This window comes from Rhabdaerophilum sp. SD176 (assembly GCF_030143245.1).
Classification (GTDB): domain Bacteria; phylum Pseudomonadota; class Alphaproteobacteria; order Rhizobiales; family Beijerinckiaceae; genus Rhabdaerophilum.
Genome location: NZ_JARJNS010000005.1, coordinates 430532 through 448662, shown reverse-complemented (window position 1 = coordinate 448662; position 18131 = coordinate 430532). Strand labels below are relative to the sequence as shown.

Annotated in this window: 16 protein-coding genes; 9 read left to right on the top strand and 7 right to left on the bottom strand. The window is 65.3% G+C overall.

The window, feature by feature from the left end; all coding sequences use genetic code 11:
- Window positions 1-73: 73 nt before the first annotated feature.
- Window positions 74-1027 (bottom strand): TAXI family TRAP transporter solute-binding subunit, encoded by a 954-nt coding sequence (locus P0652_RS14370; RefSeq protein ID WP_284179565.1) that lies wholly within the window; start codon window positions 1025-1027, stop codon window positions 74-76.
- 174 nt (window positions 1028-1201) lie between these two features.
- On the opposite strand from P0652_RS14370, the gene P0652_RS14365 reads away from it, so the two are divergent.
- A complete protein-coding gene (locus P0652_RS14365; RefSeq protein ID WP_284179510.1) occupies window positions 1202-1777 on the top strand; it encodes a TlpA family protein disulfide reductase in 576 nt (191 codons plus the stop codon).
- Between the two features lie 44 nt (window positions 1778-1821).
- Here the strand turns inward: P0652_RS14365 and P0652_RS14360 are convergent, their stop codons facing one another.
- On the bottom strand, window positions 1822-2574 hold the full coding sequence (locus tag P0652_RS14360) for an SDR family NAD(P)-dependent oxidoreductase (protein ID WP_284179509.1): 753 nt from the start codon (window positions 2572-2574) through the stop codon (window positions 1822-1824).
- A gap of 130 nt (window positions 2575-2704) precedes the next feature.
- On the opposite strand from P0652_RS14360, the gene P0652_RS14355 reads away from it, so the two are divergent.
- The gene (locus P0652_RS14355; protein WP_284179508.1) at window positions 2705-3703 is read left to right on the top strand and encodes a LysR substrate-binding domain-containing protein; all 999 of its coding nucleotides are present in this window, start codon (window positions 2705-2707) and stop codon (window positions 3701-3703) included.
- Between the two features lie 30 nt (window positions 3704-3733).
- Here the strand turns inward: P0652_RS14355 and P0652_RS14350 are convergent, their stop codons facing one another.
- On the bottom strand, window positions 3734-4495 hold the full coding sequence (locus P0652_RS14350) for a FadR/GntR family transcriptional regulator (protein WP_284179507.1): 762 nt from the start codon (window positions 4493-4495) through the stop codon (window positions 3734-3736).
- A 218-nt stretch (window positions 4496-4713) separates the two neighbouring features.
- On the opposite strand from P0652_RS14350, the gene P0652_RS14345 reads away from it, so the two are divergent.
- The 6 genes from P0652_RS14345 to P0652_RS14320 all read left to right on the top strand — a co-directional run bounded on the left by P0652_RS14345 (window position 4714) and on the right by P0652_RS14320 (window position 11158).
- Window positions 4714-5772: an ABC transporter ATP-binding protein gene (locus tag P0652_RS14345; RefSeq protein WP_284179506.1), complete on the top strand. Its 1059-nt coding sequence runs from the start codon at window positions 4714-4716 to the stop codon at window positions 5770-5772.
- Window positions 5773-5906: 134 nt separating this feature from the next.
- Window positions 5907-7250, top strand: coding sequence for an ABC transporter substrate-binding protein (locus tag P0652_RS14340; RefSeq protein WP_284179505.1), 1344 nt, complete (start codon window positions 5907-5909; stop codon window positions 7248-7250).
- A gap of 104 nt (window positions 7251-7354) precedes the next feature.
- Entirely contained in the window at window positions 7355-8305 is a 951-nt protein-coding gene (locus P0652_RS14335; RefSeq protein WP_284179504.1) for a carbohydrate ABC transporter permease, read from the top strand.
- A gap of 159 nt (window positions 8306-8464) precedes the next feature.
- Window positions 8465-9358, top strand: a complete 894-nt coding sequence (locus P0652_RS14330; RefSeq protein WP_284179503.1) for a carbohydrate ABC transporter permease — start codon at window positions 8465-8467, stop codon at window positions 9356-9358.
- 4 nt (window positions 9359-9362) lie between these two features.
- Window positions 9363-10256, top strand: a complete 894-nt coding sequence (locus P0652_RS14325) for an NAD(P)-dependent oxidoreductase (RefSeq protein WP_284179502.1) — start codon at window positions 9363-9365, stop codon at window positions 10254-10256.
- Window positions 10257-10261: 5 nt separating this feature from the next.
- Window positions 10262-11158: an NAD(P)-dependent oxidoreductase gene (locus tag P0652_RS14320; RefSeq protein ID WP_284179501.1), complete on the top strand. Its 897-nt coding sequence runs from the start codon at window positions 10262-10264 to the stop codon at window positions 11156-11158.
- A gap of 33 nt (window positions 11159-11191) precedes the next feature.
- Here P0652_RS14320 and P0652_RS14315 read toward each other — a convergent pair whose 3' ends face one another.
- From P0652_RS14315 to tsaA, 4 genes are all read right to left on the bottom strand, one after another.
- Complete coding sequence (locus P0652_RS14315) at window positions 11192-12493, bottom strand: TadE/TadG family type IV pilus assembly protein (protein WP_284179500.1); 1302 nt, start codon at window positions 12491-12493, stop codon at window positions 11192-11194.
- 281 nt (window positions 12494-12774) lie between these two features.
- Complete coding sequence (locus tag P0652_RS14310; RefSeq protein ID WP_284179499.1) at window positions 12775-14223, bottom strand: aldehyde dehydrogenase family protein; 1449 nt, start codon at window positions 14221-14223, stop codon at window positions 12775-12777.
- A 74-nt stretch (window positions 14224-14297) separates the two neighbouring features.
- A complete protein-coding gene (locus P0652_RS14305) occupies window positions 14298-15266 on the bottom strand; it encodes a dihydrodipicolinate synthase family protein (RefSeq protein WP_284179498.1) in 969 nt (322 codons plus the stop codon).
- A gap of 147 nt (window positions 15267-15413) precedes the next feature.
- A complete protein-coding gene (gene tsaA, locus P0652_RS14300) occupies window positions 15414-15905 on the bottom strand; it encodes a tRNA (N6-threonylcarbamoyladenosine(37)-N6)-methyltransferase TrmO (protein WP_284179497.1) in 492 nt (163 codons plus the stop codon).
- Window positions 15906-16033: 128 nt separating this feature from the next.
- On the opposite strand from tsaA, the gene P0652_RS14295 reads away from it, so the two are divergent.
- Window positions 16034-18124 (top strand): DUF294 nucleotidyltransferase-like domain-containing protein, encoded by a 2091-nt coding sequence (locus P0652_RS14295; RefSeq protein ID WP_284179496.1) that lies wholly within the window; start codon window positions 16034-16036, stop codon window positions 18122-18124.
- The last annotated feature ends 7 nt before the right edge of the window (window positions 18125-18131 follow it).

The following is an 18131-nucleotide window of genomic DNA, read 5'->3' as shown; positions in this document are numbered from 1 at the left end:
GAGGTTGTCCGGAACGACATGACCGGCCGGGAGCGGGCCCGGCCGGTCATGCAATACAAGTCAGGCAATGGCCTCAATTGGTGGCCGGCAGCTTGATCCCCTTTTCGGTGAAGTACTTGGCGGCACCGGGATGCAGCGGGATCGCCATGCCGTTCACGGCATTCTCGAGCCGGATGGCCCGGCCGGCGGCATGGGCAGCGGCCAGCGAAGGCAGGTTCTCGAAGATCGACTTGGTCATCTCGTAGACCAGCTTTTCCGAAACACCCTCATGCGTGACGAGATAGTTCATCACGGCCGCCGTGCTGACCGGGCTGGTCTGGCCGGTATAGGTATTCGGCGGAATGGCGCCCTGGACGAACGGCAGGCCAGCCTTGTCAACGATGGAGGGCGGGACTTCCACCATCACGATTGCGACCGAGGTCGAGAGGTCGCGGATCGAGGCCACGCCGAGGCCAGCCGATTGCAGCGTCGCATCGAGCTGGCGGTTCTTCATCAGCTCGACAGATTCGGCGAAGGGCAGGTATTCGACCTTGCCGAGATCCTTGTAGGCGAGGCCCGCCGCGGCCAGAATGGCGCGGGCGTTCAGTTCGGTGCCGGATTTCGGCGCGCCGACCGAGAGGCGCTTGCCCTTCAGGTCCGCCAGCGTCTTGATGCCGGATTCCTTGGAGGCAACGATCTGGATGTAGTTCGGATAGATCGCGGCGATGCCACGGAGCTTCTTCAGCGGTGCCGGGAAGCCGGCCTCGGCCTCGCCCTTCCAGGCGGAGATGACCGAATCACCCAGGGTGAACGCGATCTCGCCCTTGCCCTGCTGGAGCAGGTTGAGGTTCTCGACCGACGCCTTCGTCGCCTGAACGCTCGGGCGCGAGCCGGCGATCTTCTCGCCGAACAGCTTCGACATGCCCACGCCCATCGGGTAATAGACGCCGGACGTGCCCCCGGTCAGAACATTGATGAAGTCCGCCCGGGCGATACCCGGTGCCATCATGGCGGCTGCGGCCATGGCCGCGAGGATCGTCTTGCGCATCGGAAATGTCATGCCGTTTCTCCACCCATCGTTCTTGCGCCATTCTCATGCGGTAGCGCGTCTTTCCTGAATGCCACAGGCGGAACGCGGTTGCAATGGGGGGTTCTCCGGAGTTTTGTTGCAAACAATTGTTTTCGTTGGTTATTTTATAGGCTGAATGCTCCGGAACACCGCATGGACACCACTCGACGCCCCCTTCTCGGCCTGATGACCACGGGTTTTTTCGTGCCCCGGGTCCTTGCGCAGGAAAGGCTGCCGGCCTTGCGGAATGCGCGCGGGCAGGTGGTACGCTTCGCCGATCCGGCCCCGGTCGGCCGGCAGGTCCTGACCGGGCTCGACGGCCGGACCACGTTGCTCGAACGTTACCAGGGCGTTGTTCTGATTGTGAATTTCTTTGCAACCTGGTGCCCGCCCTGCCGGCAGGAACTGCCGGCACTCGATGCGTTGCTGCAGCGCGACCCGGGCTTGCGTGCGGTGGCGATCTCGGTCGATCGGGAGGGGGCACGCGTCGTCCGGCCCTATCTCGCCGGCCTCGGCCTGAAGCGACTGCCGGCGTTCATCGATCCTGAATTCCGGGTCGCGCGCCGCGCCGACGAGGCGACGCCGCAGGACCCGTTCCGGCTCTTCGGCCTGCCGCTGAGCTATGTGCTGACACCGGGCGGGCGGAATTTCGGCTATGTCGCCGGTGCGATGGACTGGTCGGGCCCGACGGCGCGGGCCCTTCTGGCGGAAGCCGCGGCGGCAGGATGAACAGGTGGCAAGGCCATTTATCGGGGGCCTAACCTTCTGTTCTTTCAGTGGATATGGCTGCCGCCATTGATATCGATCTCCGAGCCGGTGACATAGCTGGAGAGCGAGGAGGCGAGGAAAAGGCCGCAACCGGCCACCTCGTCGGCCGTGCCGATCCGGCCCATCGGGATCGATTTCTTGATCTCCTCGCGCCGTTCATCCGTCAGCATGCCGCCGGTGATATCGGTGTCGATCATCGAGGGGCAGATGGCGTTGACGCGGATATTGTCCGGGCCGAGTTCCCGTGCGCAAGCCTTTGTATATCCAAGGATTGCGCCCTTGGCAGCGGAGTAGTGCGAGCCGCCGAAGACGCCGCCGCCGCGCTGCGCGGAGACCGAGGACATGTTCACAATCGATCCTGAACGCTGTGCGCGCATCTGCGGCACGACGGCCTGCGTCATATGGAGGGTGCCGCGCATATTGATGTCGAAGATGCGGTCATACGTGGCATCATCAACCTGCATGACGCGCTGCGGTGAGGTGATGCCGGCGTAATTCAGCAGGATATCCAGACGGTTATACCGCCGGATCACGCGCTCGACCGCCCGTTCGCATGCCGCGCGCTTCGTCACATCGCAGCGGATCGCCAGGTGGCCGCGGCCCTTCAGGGTGGCAATGGCCTCCTTCGCGGCGTCCAGATCGAGGTCGAGAATGGCCACGCGGGCGCCGTGCTCGGCAAAAAGCCGCGCCGTCGCAAGGCCAAGCCCACGCTTCGACGCCCCGCCGGTAATAACCGCGACCTGCCCCTTGAGCAGCATGAAAACCTCCCCGAATGCCCTGTCTGTCCACTAATTTGCGCAGGATTTTGGACAAAGAAAATCAAATAATATATGTCGATTGACAAAATTTTTTTGACGGTCTTGCCCTCGCTTTCATCAGGAGCTACGCATGTCCGACCTGCCTCCCCTCCGGTCGCTCGAGGCCTTCCGCGCCGTCATGCGGCAAGGCAGTTTTACCCAGGCGGCTGAGTCGCTCGGGCTGACCACGGCAGCCGTCTCGCACCGGATCCGGGAACTGGAGCGGGTGCTCGGCGCGCCGCTTTTCGAACGCCGCAACCGGAGCGTGTTCGCGACCGACGCGGCGCATCGCTACCATGAGGCGTTGCAGGAGGGCTTCCAGCGGCTCGAGGCAGCGACGCGGATCGTCTCGCAACCGGCCAATGCGCAGATCCTGGCGCTGCATTGCTCGCCGAGTTTTGCGGCGCAATGGCTGATGCCGCGGCTGAAGCGGTTCATCGCCACGCATCCCGACATCGTGGTCCGGCTGTCCTCGACGCCGGATGCCGGGCCCTTCCGCGACGATGTCTATGATCTCGACCTGCAATATGCCCGGCCGGTGCCGGAGGGCTGCGATTCCCTGCTCGTCGCCGAGGAGAGCATCGTGCCGCTCTGCGCGCCGGATTACCTCAGGCCCGGCCCGTGGACCCCGCGGACGACCTCGTTCGAGACGATGACCCTGCTTCATTCGGTGCGCAATGTCGTGCAGTGGCAGAACTGGCTCGACGTGCATGCGCCGGGCAAGGCGGTGCCGGCGCGGCACATGCATTTCGACCGCTCGTTCATGGCGATCGCCGCCGCGACGGACGGGCTGGGCCTCTGCCTCGAATCAACGCTGATCGCCGAGGCCGAACTCGCATCCGGGCGGCTGGTCATGCCGTTCGGCCCGCGCGACATCAAGGCGAGCGGGCATCGCCTCGTCTGGCGGAAACGGGCGGTGATGCCGAAAAAGATCGCGGCTTTCCGCGACTGGCTGGTGGCCGAACTCGCGCGCGGCGTGGATCTCGCCCCAAGCTCGCCCGCGCAGGAAAAAGCCGGTTCCGGCCGGGCCCAACCCACCGAGCCAACCCCGCGTCAGGGCAAAGGGCCGCGAATTAGTATTATTAATTGAGGCAGCGCCTCACGTTGCCTGCGGAATTGGTCAGGCCAATTCGGTTGGATTGGCGGCCAGACCCCGCAGGGCAGCCAAAGTGGCGCGCAGCGCGTCGGCGACAAGAATCCGCGTGAGGGTTGCCGCGCCATCGGCATCGCGGCGCTCCAGCGCCTCGTAGAGCCGCCGGTGATCGGCGAGAGGCTGGTCGAAATCCTCGGGCTTGCGCGCGCTCTGGGTACGGAGCGACCAATGCAGCGTCGTCGAGACCACACCAACCAGCGCCTTGAGCGCCTCGTTGCCGGATGCGTGGAAAATCGCCTCGTGGAAGGCAAGGTCAAAGGCAAAATTCGCATCGGTATAGGGCGTCACGCGCTCCATGCCCTCGAGGGCGAGGCGGATCGCGGCGAGCTGTTCGGGGCGATGGCGCATCGCCGCCTGCCGCGCCGCGCCAGGCTCGATCATGAAGCGGAGCTCGAACAGATCGCGGATGAAGGCCTCGTCAGGCTTCACTGCCAGCGACCAGCGCAGCACGTCCGGATCGAGCATATGCCAGGATTCGCGCGGGGCGACCCGGGTGCCGGCGCGCTGTCGCGCCTCGATCAGCCCCTTGCCGGCAAGGAAGCGCATCGCCTCGCGATAGGCCGTGCGCGAGGCCGCGCCCTCGCCATCCGGGCCCTCCTCGTTCGGCACCAGTGCCCCGACGGGAAGCGCGCCGGAGAGGATCGCCACGGCGAGCCGCTCGGTCATCTGGGTGAAGGGACCTTCCATGCCCGGCCGCGCCACTACCCTGCCCGCAACCCGCTTCAGCATGACCGTCTCCTCCCCGGTTGGCCCGCTCCCTTGCGGCCCTTCTCCTCATGACACCGCAACTCTTCGTTCCGATTGGCCAGAGACCCGCTTGACAGCACGGAAAAACTAGTATGACTTTTTAGAACCGGCCGCAAGAGCCGGACAAGGCGCGACAGCATGCCAGGCACGCCGCGCTCAATCGAAGGCGCTCCGGAACGGGGCGATAGCGGGAGGAGTTGATGGCGTCTGTAACGATCCGCGACGTGCGGAAGGCGTTTGGCAACGTTCAGATCATCCACGGGGTCGATATCGACATCGCCGATGGCGAGTTTGTCGTGCTCGTCGGGCCTTCGGGCTGCGGCAAGTCGACCCTGCTCAGGATGCTGGCGGGGCTGGAGAACATTTCCGCGGGCGAGATCCTGATCGGGGACCGGGTGGTCAACCACGTGCCGCCGAAGGAACGCGACATCGCGATGGTGTTCCAGAACTATGCGCTCTACCCGCATATGACGGTGGCCGACAACATGGCCTTCTCGATGAGCCTGCGGAATGCCCCGAAGGCCGAGATCAAGGAGCGCGTCGACAAGGCCGCCAAGATCCTCGGCCTCGAGAAGCTGCTCGAGCGCTATCCCAAGCAGCTTTCCGGCGGCCAGCGCCAGCGCGTCGCCATGGGCCGCGCCATTGTGCGCGATCCGCAGGTCTTCCTGTTCGACGAGCCGCTCTCGAACCTCGATGCCAAGCTGCGCGTGCAGATGCGCACCGAGATCAAGGAGCTGCACCAGCGCCTGCGCACGACGACCGTCTATGTGACGCATGACCAGATCGAGGCCATGACCATGGCCGACAAGATCGTGGTGATGCATGACGGCATCGTCGAGCAGATGGGCGCGCCGCTGGAACTGTATGACCGGCCGGAAAACCTGTTCGTTGCGGGCTTTATCGGCTCGCCGGCGATGAATTTCATCCGCGGCAAGCTGGGTCCGGGTGGCTTCATGGCCGATGGCGGCTTCCACCTGCCTGTCGGCGCGGCGCCGGCCGGCTCGGATGGCAAGCCGGTGGTCTATGGCCTCCGGCCGGAACATATCCGCATCGATTCGGCCGGCGTGCCGGCGGAAGTGGTGGTGCTCGAACCGACCGGTTCGGAAACGCAGGTGGTGCTGCGGGCCGGCGGGCAGGACATCATCGCCGTGTTCCGCGAACGCCTCACGGCCAAGCCGGGCGAGATGATCCCGATCTCGCCCAGCCTGCCCATCGCGCATCTCTTCGACGCCGAGACCGGCAAAAGGCTCGTCGCCTGACGCTCTCCCCGCCGGCGGAGGCCGGCGGTCTGACTTTTCCTCGCTGGCGGGAGGCCGGTGGAGGACCGACCGGCCCGGATGGGCGCATCAAACGGACCCGGCGATCAACATCCGGGCCATACGGAGGAAACCGCATGACGATCAAGACCCCCTCACTCGACCGCCGCAGCTTCCTGTCCGGCACCGCCACGCTCGGCGCCGGCGCGATGCTGGCCGGCAGCGGCCTGACGGATTTCGCCCGCGCCTGGGCGCAGTCGGCCCCGTTCAAGCCGGAAGCCAATGCCTCGATCCAGATCCTGCGCTGGAAGCGCTTCATCCAGTCGGAAGAAGATGGCTTCATGGCCCTCGTCTCGGCCTTCACCAAGGCCACCGGCGTGAAGGTCAACGTCATCAACGAATCGCTCGATGACGTGCAGCCGAAGGCATCGGTCGCGGCCAACACGAACCAGGGCCCGGACATGTTCTGGGGTCTCTATTCCCTGCCACATCTCTTCCCGGCCAAGTGCACCGACGTGTCGGATGTCTGCAACTATCTCGGCAAGAAGTACGGCGGCTGGGCCCCGACCGCGGAAACCTATGGCAAGAGCCAGGGCAAGTGGATCGCGCTGCCGGTCGCCTATAATGCCAACGTCATCAATTACCGCCAGTCGATGATCGAGAAGGCCGGCTTCAAGTCGATCCCGAAGGACACGGCCGGCTTCCTCGAACTGATGAAGGCGCTCAAGGCCAAGTCGGTTCCGGGCGGTTTCGCGCTGGGCCGCGCCTCGGGCGATGGCAATGCCTGGGTGCATTGGGCGCTGTGGAGCCATGGTGGCAACACGGTCGACAAGAACGACAAGGTCATTCTGAATTCGCCGGAAACCGCCAAGGCTCTGGAATATGCCAAGGCGCTGTCGGATGTCTTCGTGCCGGGCTGTGCCTCCTGGAACGACGCGTTCAACAACAAGGCGTTCCTGGCCAGCGAAATCTCGCTGAGCAATAACGGCGTCTCGATCTATGCCGCGGCCAAGGCCGGTGCAGGCAAGGATCCGAAGATGAAGGAAATCATGGACGACATGAACCACTCGACGTGGCCTGTCGGCCCGGTCGGCAAGCCGACCGAATTCCACATCGCGTATCCGATGCTGATCATGAAGTATTCGAAGGTTCCGAATGCCTGCAAGGCCTTCATGGCGTTCATGATGGAAGCCGAGAACTACAACAAGTGGCTCGAAAGCGCCGTGGCCTATCTCTCGCATCCGCTCAAGGCCTATGATGCGAACCCGGTCTGGACCTCGGATCCGAAGCTCGGCGTCGCCAAGACAGCGGGCTGGGATACGCTGACCGCCGGCGGCCAGGGCTCGGTGGGCGAGCGTGCCGCCTCGGCCCTCGCCGACTTCGTGGTGCTCGACATGTTCGCCTCGGTCTGCACCGGGCGCGAAACCGTGCCGGGCGCGATCGCGGTCGCCGAGCGCCAGCTGAAGCGCATCTATCGCTGACGACAAGGTCGGTCCTCCCCGGTTCGCCGGGGAGGACTCCCTGCCTGTGACGCGCCCCGGCCAGCCCGGGCGTGCGAACCGGAATTTCCGCCGGAGGAACTGTGATGACCGACGCCGCCCTGCCTCTGCCCCGCCGCGCCCCGATTCGCGAGGCGACCGCCTGGGACCGCCTGAAGACCAACCGCAACTGGCTCGGCTTCTGGTTCATGGTGCCGGCCGCGGCCTTCCTGATCCTGTTCCTGGCCTATCCCCTCGGTCTCGGCGTCTGGCTGTCCTTCACGGATACGCGGATCGGCCGGCCGGGCGAGTTCATCGGCATCGAGAATTACGAATGGGTGCTCGGTGACAGCAAATTCCAGGACGCGGTGTTCAACACGCTGTTCTACACGACGATCGCCAGTATCGCGAAATTCGCGATCGGGCTGTATCTCGCCATCCTGCTGAACCACCACCTGCCGTTCAAGGCGATGATCCGCGCCATCGTGCTGATCCCCTTCATCGTGCCGACGGTGCTTTCCGCCATCGCCTTCTGGTGGATCTTCGACCCGACCTTCTCGATCGTCTCCTGGACGCTGAAGGAAATGGGCTGGCGCACGACCAACATCAACTTCCTCGGTGATACCTGGAATGCCCGCTGGAGCGTGATCTTCGCCAATGTCTGGCGCGGCGTGCCCTTCATCGCCATCACCCTGCTTGCCGGCCTGCAGACCGTACCGCCTTCCCTTTACGAAGCCGCGACTCTGGACGGTGCCACGCGCTGGCAGATGTTCCGCTACATCACCTATCCGCTGCTGACGCCGATCATCGCCGTGGTCATGACCTTCTCGGTGCTGTTCACCTTCACGGATTTCCAGCTCATCAAGGTGCTGACCAATGGCGGCCCGGCCGGGGCGACCGAACTCATGGCCACCATGAGCTACAACACGGCCATTCTCGGCGGGAAGATCGGCGAGGGCGCAGCAGTCTCCACCGCGATGATCCCCTTCCTGCTGGGGGCGATCATGATCTCGTGGTTCGGCCTCCAGCGCCGCAAGTGGCAGCAGGGAGAGGATTGATGGCGAACCACGATTTTTCCTTGCCGCGAATGGGGCAAGCCCCAAGCGCGGAGGTGTTCGGCCTCCAGCGCCGCAAGTGGCAGCAGGGAGAGGATTGATGGACTTTCTCTCTCATTCCAGCTCGACGCCCGCCCCCGCCTTTAACCTCCGGAGCCCGTCATGAGTGCCGCCGAAACCCGAGCCGACATCACCGACAACCGCGAGGGCATGTCCTATCTCGACACGCTGCCGCGGCGGGTCGTGACGGTCTATATCCCGCTCTTCCTGATCGTGTTCGTCCTGCTCTTCCCCTTCTACTGGATGGGGCTGACGGCCATCAAACCGAAGGAAGAGCTGGTCGATTTCGAGCGCGCCAACCCGTTCTGGACCTGGGCGCCGACGCTGGAGCACATCAAGGATCTCATCTTCAAGACCGAGTATCCGCGCTGGCTCTGGAACACGATGTTCATCTCGGTCGTCTCGACCGTGCTGGCGCTGATCGCATCCGTCTTCGCGGCCTATGCCATCGTGCGCATCCGCTACAAGGGCGCGAGCACGGTCGGCGGCCTGATCTTCCTGTCCTATCTGGTGCCGCCCTCGATCCTCTTCATCCCGCTCTCGACGGTGGTCTATCAGTACGGGCTTTTCGATACGCCCTTCGCGCTGATCCTGACCTACCCGACCATCCTCATTCCGTTCTCGACCTGGCTGCTGATGGGCTATTTCAAGACGATCCCGTTCGAGCTGGAGGAATGCGCGCTGATCGACGGCGCCAGCCGGTTCCAGATCCTGATGAAGATCGTGCTGCCGCTGGCGGTGCCAGGGCTGATCTCGGCCGGGATCTTCTGCCTGACCCTGTGCTGGAACGAGTTCATCTATGCGCTGACCTTCATCAACACGCATGCGAACAAGACCGTGCCGGTGGCGATCGTGACGGCCTTCACCGATGGCGACCAATATCGCTGGGGTTCGCTGATGGCGGGCGCGCTGGTCGGCTCGCTGCCGCTGGTGATCCTCTACTCGTTCTTCGTCGAGTATTACGTCTCGGCCATGACCGGCGCGGTGAAGGAATAACGCCGTGCCGGCTCCGCGCGATATCGCCTTTATCGGCCTCGGTGCCATGGGCCTGCCCATGGCCAGGCGGCTCGTGGAAAAGCAGTTCCGCGTCTGCGGCTTCGACCTGAACCCCGCCGCTTTGGCCGCGCATGAAAAGAATGGCGGCGTCGCCGCGGCTTCCGCGCGCGAAGCCGCACAGGGGGCAGGCGCGCTCGTCCTGATGGTGGTCAATGCCGCACAGGCCCGGGCGGCTTTGGTGGAAAGCGGCGGGCTCGATGCGCTGGCACCGGGCGCTGTGGTCATCCTGATGGCGACCTGCGCCCCCGGCGACGCGGTGGCCATCGGCCAGATGGCGGAAGCCGCGGGCAAGGCTTTCCTGGATTGTCCGGTTTCCGGCGGCGTGGTCGGGGCCGAGGCGGGCACCCTGACGCTGATGGCCAGCGGGCCGGATGCCGTGCTGGATCAGGCCCGGCCTGTCCTCGAGCCCATGGGCGACAAGCTCTACCATGTTGGCCAGAAGGCTGGTGACGGCGCGATGGTGAAGACCATCAACCAGCTGCTTTGCGGGGTGCATATCGCGGTCATCGCGGAAGCGTTTGCCATGGCCGAGAAGGCCGGGCTCGATACCGGGATGCTGCTGAAGATCCTCGGCCAGTCGGCGGCGAGCAGCTGGATGCTCAACAATCGCGGGCCGCGCATGGTGCAGGCCGAGCCCGACGTGACCAGCGCGGTCGATATCTTCGTCAAGGACCTCTCGCTGGTGCTCGATGCCGGCCGTGCGGGCAAGGTGGCCCTGCCACTGGCCGCGCAGGCCCACCAGATGTTCCTTGCCGCTTCCGGTGCCGGCCATGGCCGCGCGGATGACAGCCAGGTGATCCGCGCCTACCGGGCGCTCAACGGAACGATGCAGGAGTGACGGGAATGGGACAGGAACGGGTCGGGTTTATCGGCGTGGGGTTCATGGGCCATGGCATGGCCAAGAACATCGTCACCAAGGGCTATCCGCTGACCATTGTCGGCAACCGCAACCGGGCGCCGGTGGAAAGCCTCGTCGCCAAGGGCGCCGTCGAGGTCAAGACCGCCGCCGAGGTGGCGCGCAATTCCGACATCCTCCATCTCTGCCTCAGCGACTCGCCGTTGATCGAGAAGATCATGCGTGCGCCGGATGGCATCATGGCCGGCGCGCATAAGGGCCTCGTCATTGTCGATACGTCGACCGCGAACCCGGTCTCGACCGAGGCGCTGGCGGCCGAACTCAAGACAATGGGCGTCGATTTCGTCGATGCGCCGCTGGGCGGTACGCCGGTCCAGGCGGAAGCCGGCCAGCTCGTGGCGATGTGCGGCGGCGAAGAGGCCGTGTTCAACCGCGTGAAGCCGGTGATCGAGACCTGGGCAGCGAAGATCATCCATCTCGGCCCGGTCGGCGCCGGCCACAAGATGAAGCTGCTGAACAATTTCGTCTCGATGGGCTATGCCGCGATCTATGCCGAGGCGCTGGCGCTTGGCCAGAAGGTGGGCATCTCGATCGCCACGTTCGACAGCGTCATCCGCGGGGGGCGCATGTCCTGCGGCTTCTACGAGACCTTCATGGGCTATGCGCTGGAAGGGAACCCGGAATCGCACAAGTTCACGCTGGCCAATGCCTTCAAGGACCTGCGCTATGTTGATGCCATGGCGAATGCGGCGCAGGTGCCGAACCCGATCGGCAGCGCGGCGAAAAACCTGCTCGGCCAGGCGATCGGCGCCGGAATGGGCCAGAAATTCGTGCCCATGCTGGCCGATTTCGTCGCCGAGCAGAACGGCATCAAGAAGGGTTGAGGGGCCGGTTTCCGGCGGATCGCGAGCTCTGCCTCACTTGATGAGGCGGACTTCCTTCGCACCGACCGGGCCAAGGCCCGGCGGTACCGGCACGCGAGACCGGGCATAATTCGAGTTCAGGACCAGGTTTGGCCCCCGCGCCAGTTCGAGTCGGTTGATGACCAGCAGCGTGTAATCGCTGCGGTCAGCCACAACGACCGGGGCATCGATCCGCAGCTGGCCGGCCGGGAGGTAGATCGTTCCGGTCAGACGCCGGGCGCGGGCCGACGAGATGCGATGGTAATTCGCGCCCTCTGGCTCAAGGGCGCTATTGGAAAGATCGCTGACGGCGCCGTTGACGCCCTCCCAGATCAGGATGCCGGCCATGGCGCCTTTCTCCGGCGCGGTGAGATCGACAAGCGCATTGCCCGTGAAGCGGAAATAGGATGGGCGGAGATGGCCATCAATGCCGCCGTAGAAGTAGAGCGCGATGCCATCGCCCACGACTTCCGAATCCCCGCCGGCCAGGAACTTGCCCTGGATGGCATATTCCCCGGCATTCAGGCGGACCTTGGCAGTGCCGCCGATGACGATATCGCCGCAATAGCGCCCGGGCTGGAGCGTGTGGGTCCCCTCGCGGAATTCCCAGACCCGGTATTCCGCAAGGCCGCATTTCCGTTTGATCGATGTGGGATTGCGGGTCTCGAGGGGGTTGGGCAAACGCGGGCAGTCCGTGACGAGCTCTGCATCAAGGGACCCGCCGAGATTGCGGATCCCGCCAGCCGCGCAGAGCAGGTCCGCCGTGACTTTCGCCTGCGCCTCGATGATGAAGGCGTCACGTGTCTTGAAATTGGTATGAAGCGTGCAACCCGGTGCCGTGATGCGCGCGCCCTCGCCGAGATGCAGGCCGTTGGCATCCTTCGACAGGAACATTTTCGCACCGGCCCAGCGCGCGTCGGCCCGGGCCTCGTCGATTGAAAGCAGGCAGAGCTTGCTGGAACCGCCGGCCTTGGCGGTCGAGCTTGCAGAAACGCTGTCCACGCCCCCTATGCTGGCCAGAAAGCCGAACCCCTGGTTCAGGCGGAAGCTCGCCTGCACACGGACTGTTCCTGCTTCCGGCCCCGGCGCCGGCTGCAACGCGACCGGCCCATGCTGAGCCTCGAAAGGTCCTGCAAAGCCCCGCGCGATGGCCTGCATTTCGGCGAGCGAGGGATTGGCGACCGTCATCTGGCGGGCAATGGCGATCGCGGCAGAATCTGTCAGCCCCTGGAGGGCGACCTGCTTCTGCGTGGCCATCATGAATTCGGCCGTCCCGGCGCCAACAGCCAGCAGGGCCGGAAGCGAAAGCGCAAACATGGCCGCAGAGGTTCCCCCCCTGTGGCCTCCGAAAACCCTGATCCTGTTCAAGACGCCGCGCATCGACAAACCCGTCCGAAGGAATACGTCCGGAAAGCGTGGCCCAACTCGGTTAATTGTTACTGGATATATCCATTAGAGCCTGCGGGACTTGGCGTTGTCGTTAGCAAGGTCTTGCCTGCGGGGTGCGGCTTTTGCAATATTCCGGTGAGAAATCAGGGCTCTGAACCCTGATTTCGCCCGGGTGATACCCCGTTGAGGAGCCCGCCAGAGCCCGGCCTTCACCCCGCGAAGGTGTAGGCGGTCTTCACCGTGGTGTAGAATTCGCGCGCATAGGCGCCCTGCTCGCGCGGGCCGTAGGACGAGCCTTTCCGGCCGCCGAACGGGACGTGATAATCCACCCCCGCCGTCGGCAGGTTGACCATCACCATCCCCGCCTCGCTGTTGCGGCGGAAATGCGTCGAGTATTTCAGGCTTGACGTGCAGATGCCGGCGGAAAGGCCGAAATCGGTATCGTTCGCCACGGCCAGAGCCTCCTCGTAATCCTTCACGCGGATCACGCTGGCGACGGGGCCGAAAATCTCCTCGCGGGAAATGCGCATCTGGTTGGTGCATTCGGTGAAAAGCGCGGGCTGGAGATAAAAGCCGGGATTTTCGCGGTTCAGCCGCTCGCCGCCCCAATGGAGCTTCGCGCCTTCCGTGCGGCCGATGGCGATGTAGTTCTCGTCGGTCTCGAGCTGCTTCGCATCGACCACCGGGCCGATATGCGTACCGGCTTTCAGCGCGTCGTCGACGACAAGGCCCTGCAGGCGCTCGGTCAAGGCCGCGACGAACCGGTCATGGATGCCCTCGGTCACGATCAGGCGCGAGGAGGCTGTACAGCGCTGGCCGGTCGAGAAATAGGCGCCGTTGGCCGCGCATTCGACGGCGGTCTTCAGGTCGGCATCGTCGAGCACGACCAGCGGGTTCTTGCCGCCCATCTCGAGCTGGACCTTCTTCATCGGCGTCGCCGCCACGCAGGCCGCCGCAATGGCGCGGCCGGTGCCGACCGAGCCGGTGAAGGAGATTGCCGCGACATCCCGGTGCTCGATGATCGCCTGGCCCACCACGGAGCCGCGCCCCATGACGAGGTTGAGCACACCCTTGGGCAGGCCGGCACGCTGGAGGATATCCACCAGCGCCCAGGCCGAATGCGGGACGAGATCGGCCGGCTTGATCACCACCGTGTTGCCATAGGCCAGAGCGGGCGCGAGCTTCCAGGCGGGGATGGCGATCGGGAAATTCCACGGCGTGATCATGCCGATGACGCCTACCGGCTCGCGGGTGACCTCGATGCCGACACCGGGCCGGATGGAAGGAACCGCCTCGCCGTTCAGGCGGAGCGCTTCGCCGGCAAAGAAGGCGAGGATCTGCCCGGCGCGGGTGGCTTCGCCGATGCCTTCCGGCAGGGTCTTGCCTTCCTCGCGGCTGAGGATGCGGCCGAGTTCGTCCTTGCGGGCGAGGACTTCATCCGAGGCCTTCTTCAGCACCTCGTAGCGCTCCTGCGGGGTGGAGCGGCTCCAGGCCGGGAAGGCGGCCTTCGCCGCGGCCACGGCCTGATCGACATCGGCTTTCGTGCCGGCCGCGAATTCACCGATCACATCGCCGGTATTCGAGGGGTTGAGATTGGCCGAATAGGTCGAGGCCGACACGGCTTCGCCGCCGATCAGGTTCTTGAACTGCATGGTCATGGGAGATCCACCCTGGAGATAAGCGAAGGGCCGCACAGGGGCGGCCCCTCTGGTTCTGGCCGTGACGAGCGGCGTCAGGCAGCTTTCCGGGCCTTGGGCGCCCAATCGGCATACCAGCTCTTGAAGAGCCGGTGCTGGGCTTCGACATAATGCCGCTGGCTGTCGGAAAGGCTGTCGCTCTCGTTGAAGTGGAGAGCATATTCGGGATGCCCTTCGAGGACCATCAAATACTTGTAGTAGAGTACAAGATCGACGCCCTCGTCGAAGGAGGAGAGGACGGCGAGCGCCTGCTCGAGTTCCTGCGCCTCGCGCCGCGCGCCGGCATCGCCGCGCGCCGCCGCCTGGCAGAGCGAGACAAGATGCAGCACCTCGCGCGGGAGGGCATTGCCGATGCCGGTGATCGCGCCGGCGGCGCCGCAATTCACAAAGCCATGGAAGACCTGGGTATCGACGCCGACCATCAGAGTGAGGGCCGCATCGCGGCTGGTGATGTGCTCGGCCGCGTAACGCAGGGAAGCGCCGCCACCGAATTCCTTGAAGCCGACGAGATGGGGGTAGCGGGCCCGCAGGGCGAAGAAGAGATCCGCCTTGGTCTCGTAGCCATAATAGGGGCTGTTATAGATCACCGAGGGCAGGTCCACGGCCGCTTCGAGAATGCCGGCGAAATGCGCCTGCTGCGCCGCGACCGACGAGCCGCGCGAGAGCACGCGCGGGATGATCATCAGGCCATGCGCGCCGACGCGCTTGGCATGGGCCGCGAGCGCAGCGGCGCGGGCCGGGCTCTGCGCGCCGGTGCCGACAATCACCGGCACGCCGGCGGCGACGAGGCGCTCGACGCCTTCCATGCGCTGCTCGTCCGTCAACAGGGGCCAATCGCCCATCGAGCCGCAATAGACCACAGCCGACATACCGGCGGCGATCAGGCTCTTGCCGGTGCGCACGAGGGCGTCGAAATCAGGCTGGCGATCCGGGGTGCAGGGCGTCATCAGCGCCGGAATGGTTCCCTGGAAAATGTTGGTCGCGTGAACGTTATCGGTAGGCATGGGCCCGGCTCCTCTTTCAGGCAGGTCTCGCCGAGGAGACCGATCCACCTAACATTGTAGATTGTATAAAATTTTGGTCAAGTCTCCCTCTTGTCCTTGCTGCAGAGGCACGCGCCTGTTCGCTGCCATCCGGCCTGCAAGACACGCTCAGGCCAGGCTGCGCCACTCGCTGGGGCTGGGCGGCGAGAGCGGCGTATAGGCGCAGCGATCGGGCTTGAGGTCGATCAGCGGTGTGCCATCGAGGCAGTCGAGGCCGCGCACCCGGAGGCGGGCCCCGTCAATGCCCAGCAGGGTGACGAGGGAGGTGGCGATCGGGTTCGGCCGCACGGGTGACCGCAGGGCAAAGGTGCCGCGGGTTTCCCCGTCGGATTTCGGCGACTGGAGGAGAAGGTCCCGCCGGGCCTGATGCATCCAGTAGAGCACCTCGATCCGCTCGAACGCCTCCAGCCCCTTGAGGGCCGGCGCCCAGTGCGGATCCAGCTCGATCGTGCAGACGGGCCCATCCGCCTGGCCCTGCCTCGGGCATTGGTCGCGGCTGGCAAAGGGCGTGCGGATCACGCCAATGAAGTAGAGCCCGGCATCCGGGGCGGCCGGGAGTGTCGTCTCGATCTCACCCTTGCGGGTCGCGTCATGCGTCATGCCTTGCCCCCCGGACAGAGCGTCCGACCAAAGACTACCGCGATTCCAACCTCTTGCCACCCTGTTTCGCTGCACTGCAGATAGCGGCCCGATGCGGAATGGCCTACCCTTCCCGCAAGGAGATCGCCATGCCCGATGCCATCCCGCTGATCGCCCTGGAGGCTGTGGTTCTCGACACGGAAACGACCGGCCTCGACCCCGGCACGGTGCGGATCCTGCAGGTCGGGGCGGTGCATCTTGCGCGGGGGCGGATCAGCGAGAGTTTCGAGCGGAAGGTCAATCCGGGCGTGGCCATTCCGTCGGAAACGACGAAGGTGCACGGGCTGACGGCGGAGATGCTGGCGGATGCGCCCGCCTTCGGCGATGTCCATGCCGATCTCGCCGCCTTTGCCGGGGAGCGCGTGATGATCGGGCACAATATCGGCTTCGATCTCGCGGTTCTCGAACGGGAATGCGCCATGGCCGGCAAGCCGACTTTCTGGACGCATATCCTCGACACACGGCTCCTCGGCGAATTGTGTTTCCCGCGCCTCGGCGGCTTCACGCTCGACAAGTTTGCCAGCCATCTCGGGCTGGCCATCACCGACCGGCATGATGCGCTCGGCGATGCTAGGCTGACCGCGGCGATCTTCCTCGCGCTCGTGCCGATTCTGAAACAGCGCAACATCCGGACGCTCGGCGAGGCGGAAGCGGCCTGCCGGCGGCTGACCGACGCGCTGGACAGCTATCACCGCGCCGGCTGGGCAGAACCCGTCCGGCCCAAGGCCGCGCCGGACAGCGTGCTTTCGCGCATCGATGCCTTCCCCTTCCGCCATCGTGTCCGCGACATTGCCAGCCAGCCCCCGATCTGGGTCGGGCCGGAGGTGACGCTGGCCGATGCCATCCGGCTCATGGCGGAGAAGGGCATCTCCTCCGTCTTCGTCTCGACGGAAGCGGCGCGCCTCGCTGAACCCATCGGCATCCTGACCGAGCGTGACGTGATCCGGCTTGTCGGGCTTGACGGGCCGTCCTCGCTCGGGCGAACGGCGGGAACCCTGGCGAACCGGCCGCTGGAAACCGTGCCGGCGGAGGCGTTCATCTATCGCGCGATCGGGCGGATGGAACTCAAGAATATCCGGCATCTCGGTGTTGTGGACGAGGATGGCGCGATGATCGGCGCGATCTCCGCGCGCGACCTCCTGCGCCTGCGGTCCTCGGATGCGCTGGCCCTCGGCGATGCGATCGACCAGTCACAGAGCGTGGGCGACCTCGCCGCCGCCTGGGGGCGGCTGCCGCTGGTCGCGCGGCGGTTGAGCAGCGAGGGGGTGAATGCGCGCGAGATCGCCGCGATCATCAGCCGCGAGATCGGGGCGCTGACCCGCCGCGCCGCACGCGAGGCGGAGCGGGGTATGGTCGAGGCCGGGCTGGGCAAGGCGCCGGCGCCCTATGCCGTGCTGGTTCTGGGCTCGGGCGGGCGCGGCGAATCGCTGCTCATTCCCGATCAGGACAATGCTGTCGTCCATGCCGGTAGCGAGGCGGATACTGCGTGGTTCCTCGACCATGGCACCCGGATGAACACGATCCTCGATGATATCGGGATCCCGCTCTGCAAGGGTGGCGTGATGGCGGGCCGCCCGGACTGGAACGGCACGCTGGATGCGTGGCGGCAGCGCATCCGCGGCTGGACGGAGACGGTTGACCCGCAGGACCTGCTGGCCGTGGACATCTTCTTCGATTTCCGCTTCGTGGAAGGGGATGCGGGCCTGGCCGCGACGCTCCGGCGGGAAGCGCTGGCTGCCGCGCACGAGGCCCGGCCAATGATCAAGCTGCTGGCCAACCAGATCGGAAGCTGGTCGCCGCCGGTCGGGTTCCTCGGGCGGATCCAGGCCGAGGACGGACGCGTCGATCTCAAGCGCGGCGGGCTGTTCCCCGTTGTGGCGCTGGCGCGGTGCCTTGCACTCAGCCACGGGATCGCCCATCGCAACACGGCAGACCGGCTCCGGGCGCTTCGGGACATGAAGATCGGCGCCGATCACGACCTCGCCAAGCTGGAGGAGGCGCAGGCGGCTCTCGCCGGCTTCATCCTCCGCCAGCAGCTGACGGACATTGCCGAAGGGCTGCCGCCGAGCACCTCGGTGGAGTTGCGGCGTCTTTCCAAGGCGGAACAGGGTGAGTTGCGCGATCTGCTGGCCGGGCTGAAAATCGCCCCGGCCCTCGCGCATGACCTGCTCTTCTCCTGATCGCCGG

Excerpts from the sequence above, each read along its gene's own strand:
- P0652_RS14350 (WP_284179507.1), bottom strand. The coding sequence starts at position 4,495 with ATGCTGAAGCGGGTTGCGGGCAGGGTAGTGGCGCGGCCGGGCATGGAA.
- P0652_RS14345 (WP_284179506.1), top strand. The coding sequence starts at position 4,714 with ATGGCGTCTGTAACGATCCGCGACGTGCGGAAGGCGTTTGGCAACGTT.
- P0652_RS14320 (WP_284179501.1), top strand. The coding sequence starts at position 10,262 with ATGGGACAGGAACGGGTCGGGTTTATCGGCGTGGGGTTCATGGGCCAT.
- P0652_RS14335 (WP_284179504.1), top strand. The coding sequence starts at position 7,355 with ATGACCGACGCCGCCCTGCCTCTGCCCCGCCGCGCCCCGATTCGCGAG.
- P0652_RS14355 (WP_284179508.1), top strand. The coding sequence starts at position 2,705 with ATGTCCGACCTGCCTCCCCTCCGGTCGCTCGAGGCCTTCCGCGCCGTC.
- P0652_RS14370 (WP_284179565.1), bottom strand. The coding sequence starts at position 1,027 with ATGCGCAAGACGATCCTCGCGGCCATGGCCGCAGCCGCCATGATGGCA.
- P0652_RS14310 (WP_284179499.1), bottom strand. The coding sequence starts at position 14,223 with ATGACCATGCAGTTCAAGAACCTGATCGGCGGCGAAGCCGTGTCGGCC.
- P0652_RS14365 (WP_284179510.1), top strand. The coding sequence starts at position 1,202 with ATGGACACCACTCGACGCCCCCTTCTCGGCCTGATGACCACGGGTTTT.
- P0652_RS14330 (WP_284179503.1), top strand. The coding sequence starts at position 8,465 with ATGAGTGCCGCCGAAACCCGAGCCGACATCACCGACAACCGCGAGGGC.
- P0652_RS14305 (WP_284179498.1), bottom strand. The coding sequence starts at position 15,266 with ATGCCTACCGATAACGTTCACGCGACCAACATTTTCCAGGGAACCATT.
- P0652_RS14360 (WP_284179509.1), bottom strand. The coding sequence starts at position 2,574 with ATGCTGCTCAAGGGGCAGGTCGCGGTTATTACCGGCGGGGCGTCGAAG.
- P0652_RS14315 (WP_284179500.1), bottom strand. The coding sequence starts at position 12,493 with ATGTTTGCGCTTTCGCTTCCGGCCCTGCTGGCTGTTGGCGCCGGGACG.
- P0652_RS14340 (WP_284179505.1), top strand. The coding sequence starts at position 5,907 with ATGACGATCAAGACCCCCTCACTCGACCGCCGCAGCTTCCTGTCCGGC.
- P0652_RS14295 (WP_284179496.1), top strand. The coding sequence starts at position 16,034 with ATGCCCGATGCCATCCCGCTGATCGCCCTGGAGGCTGTGGTTCTCGAC.
- tsaA (WP_284179497.1), bottom strand. The coding sequence starts at position 15,905 with ATGACGCATGACGCGACCCGCAAGGGTGAGATCGAGACGACACTCCCG.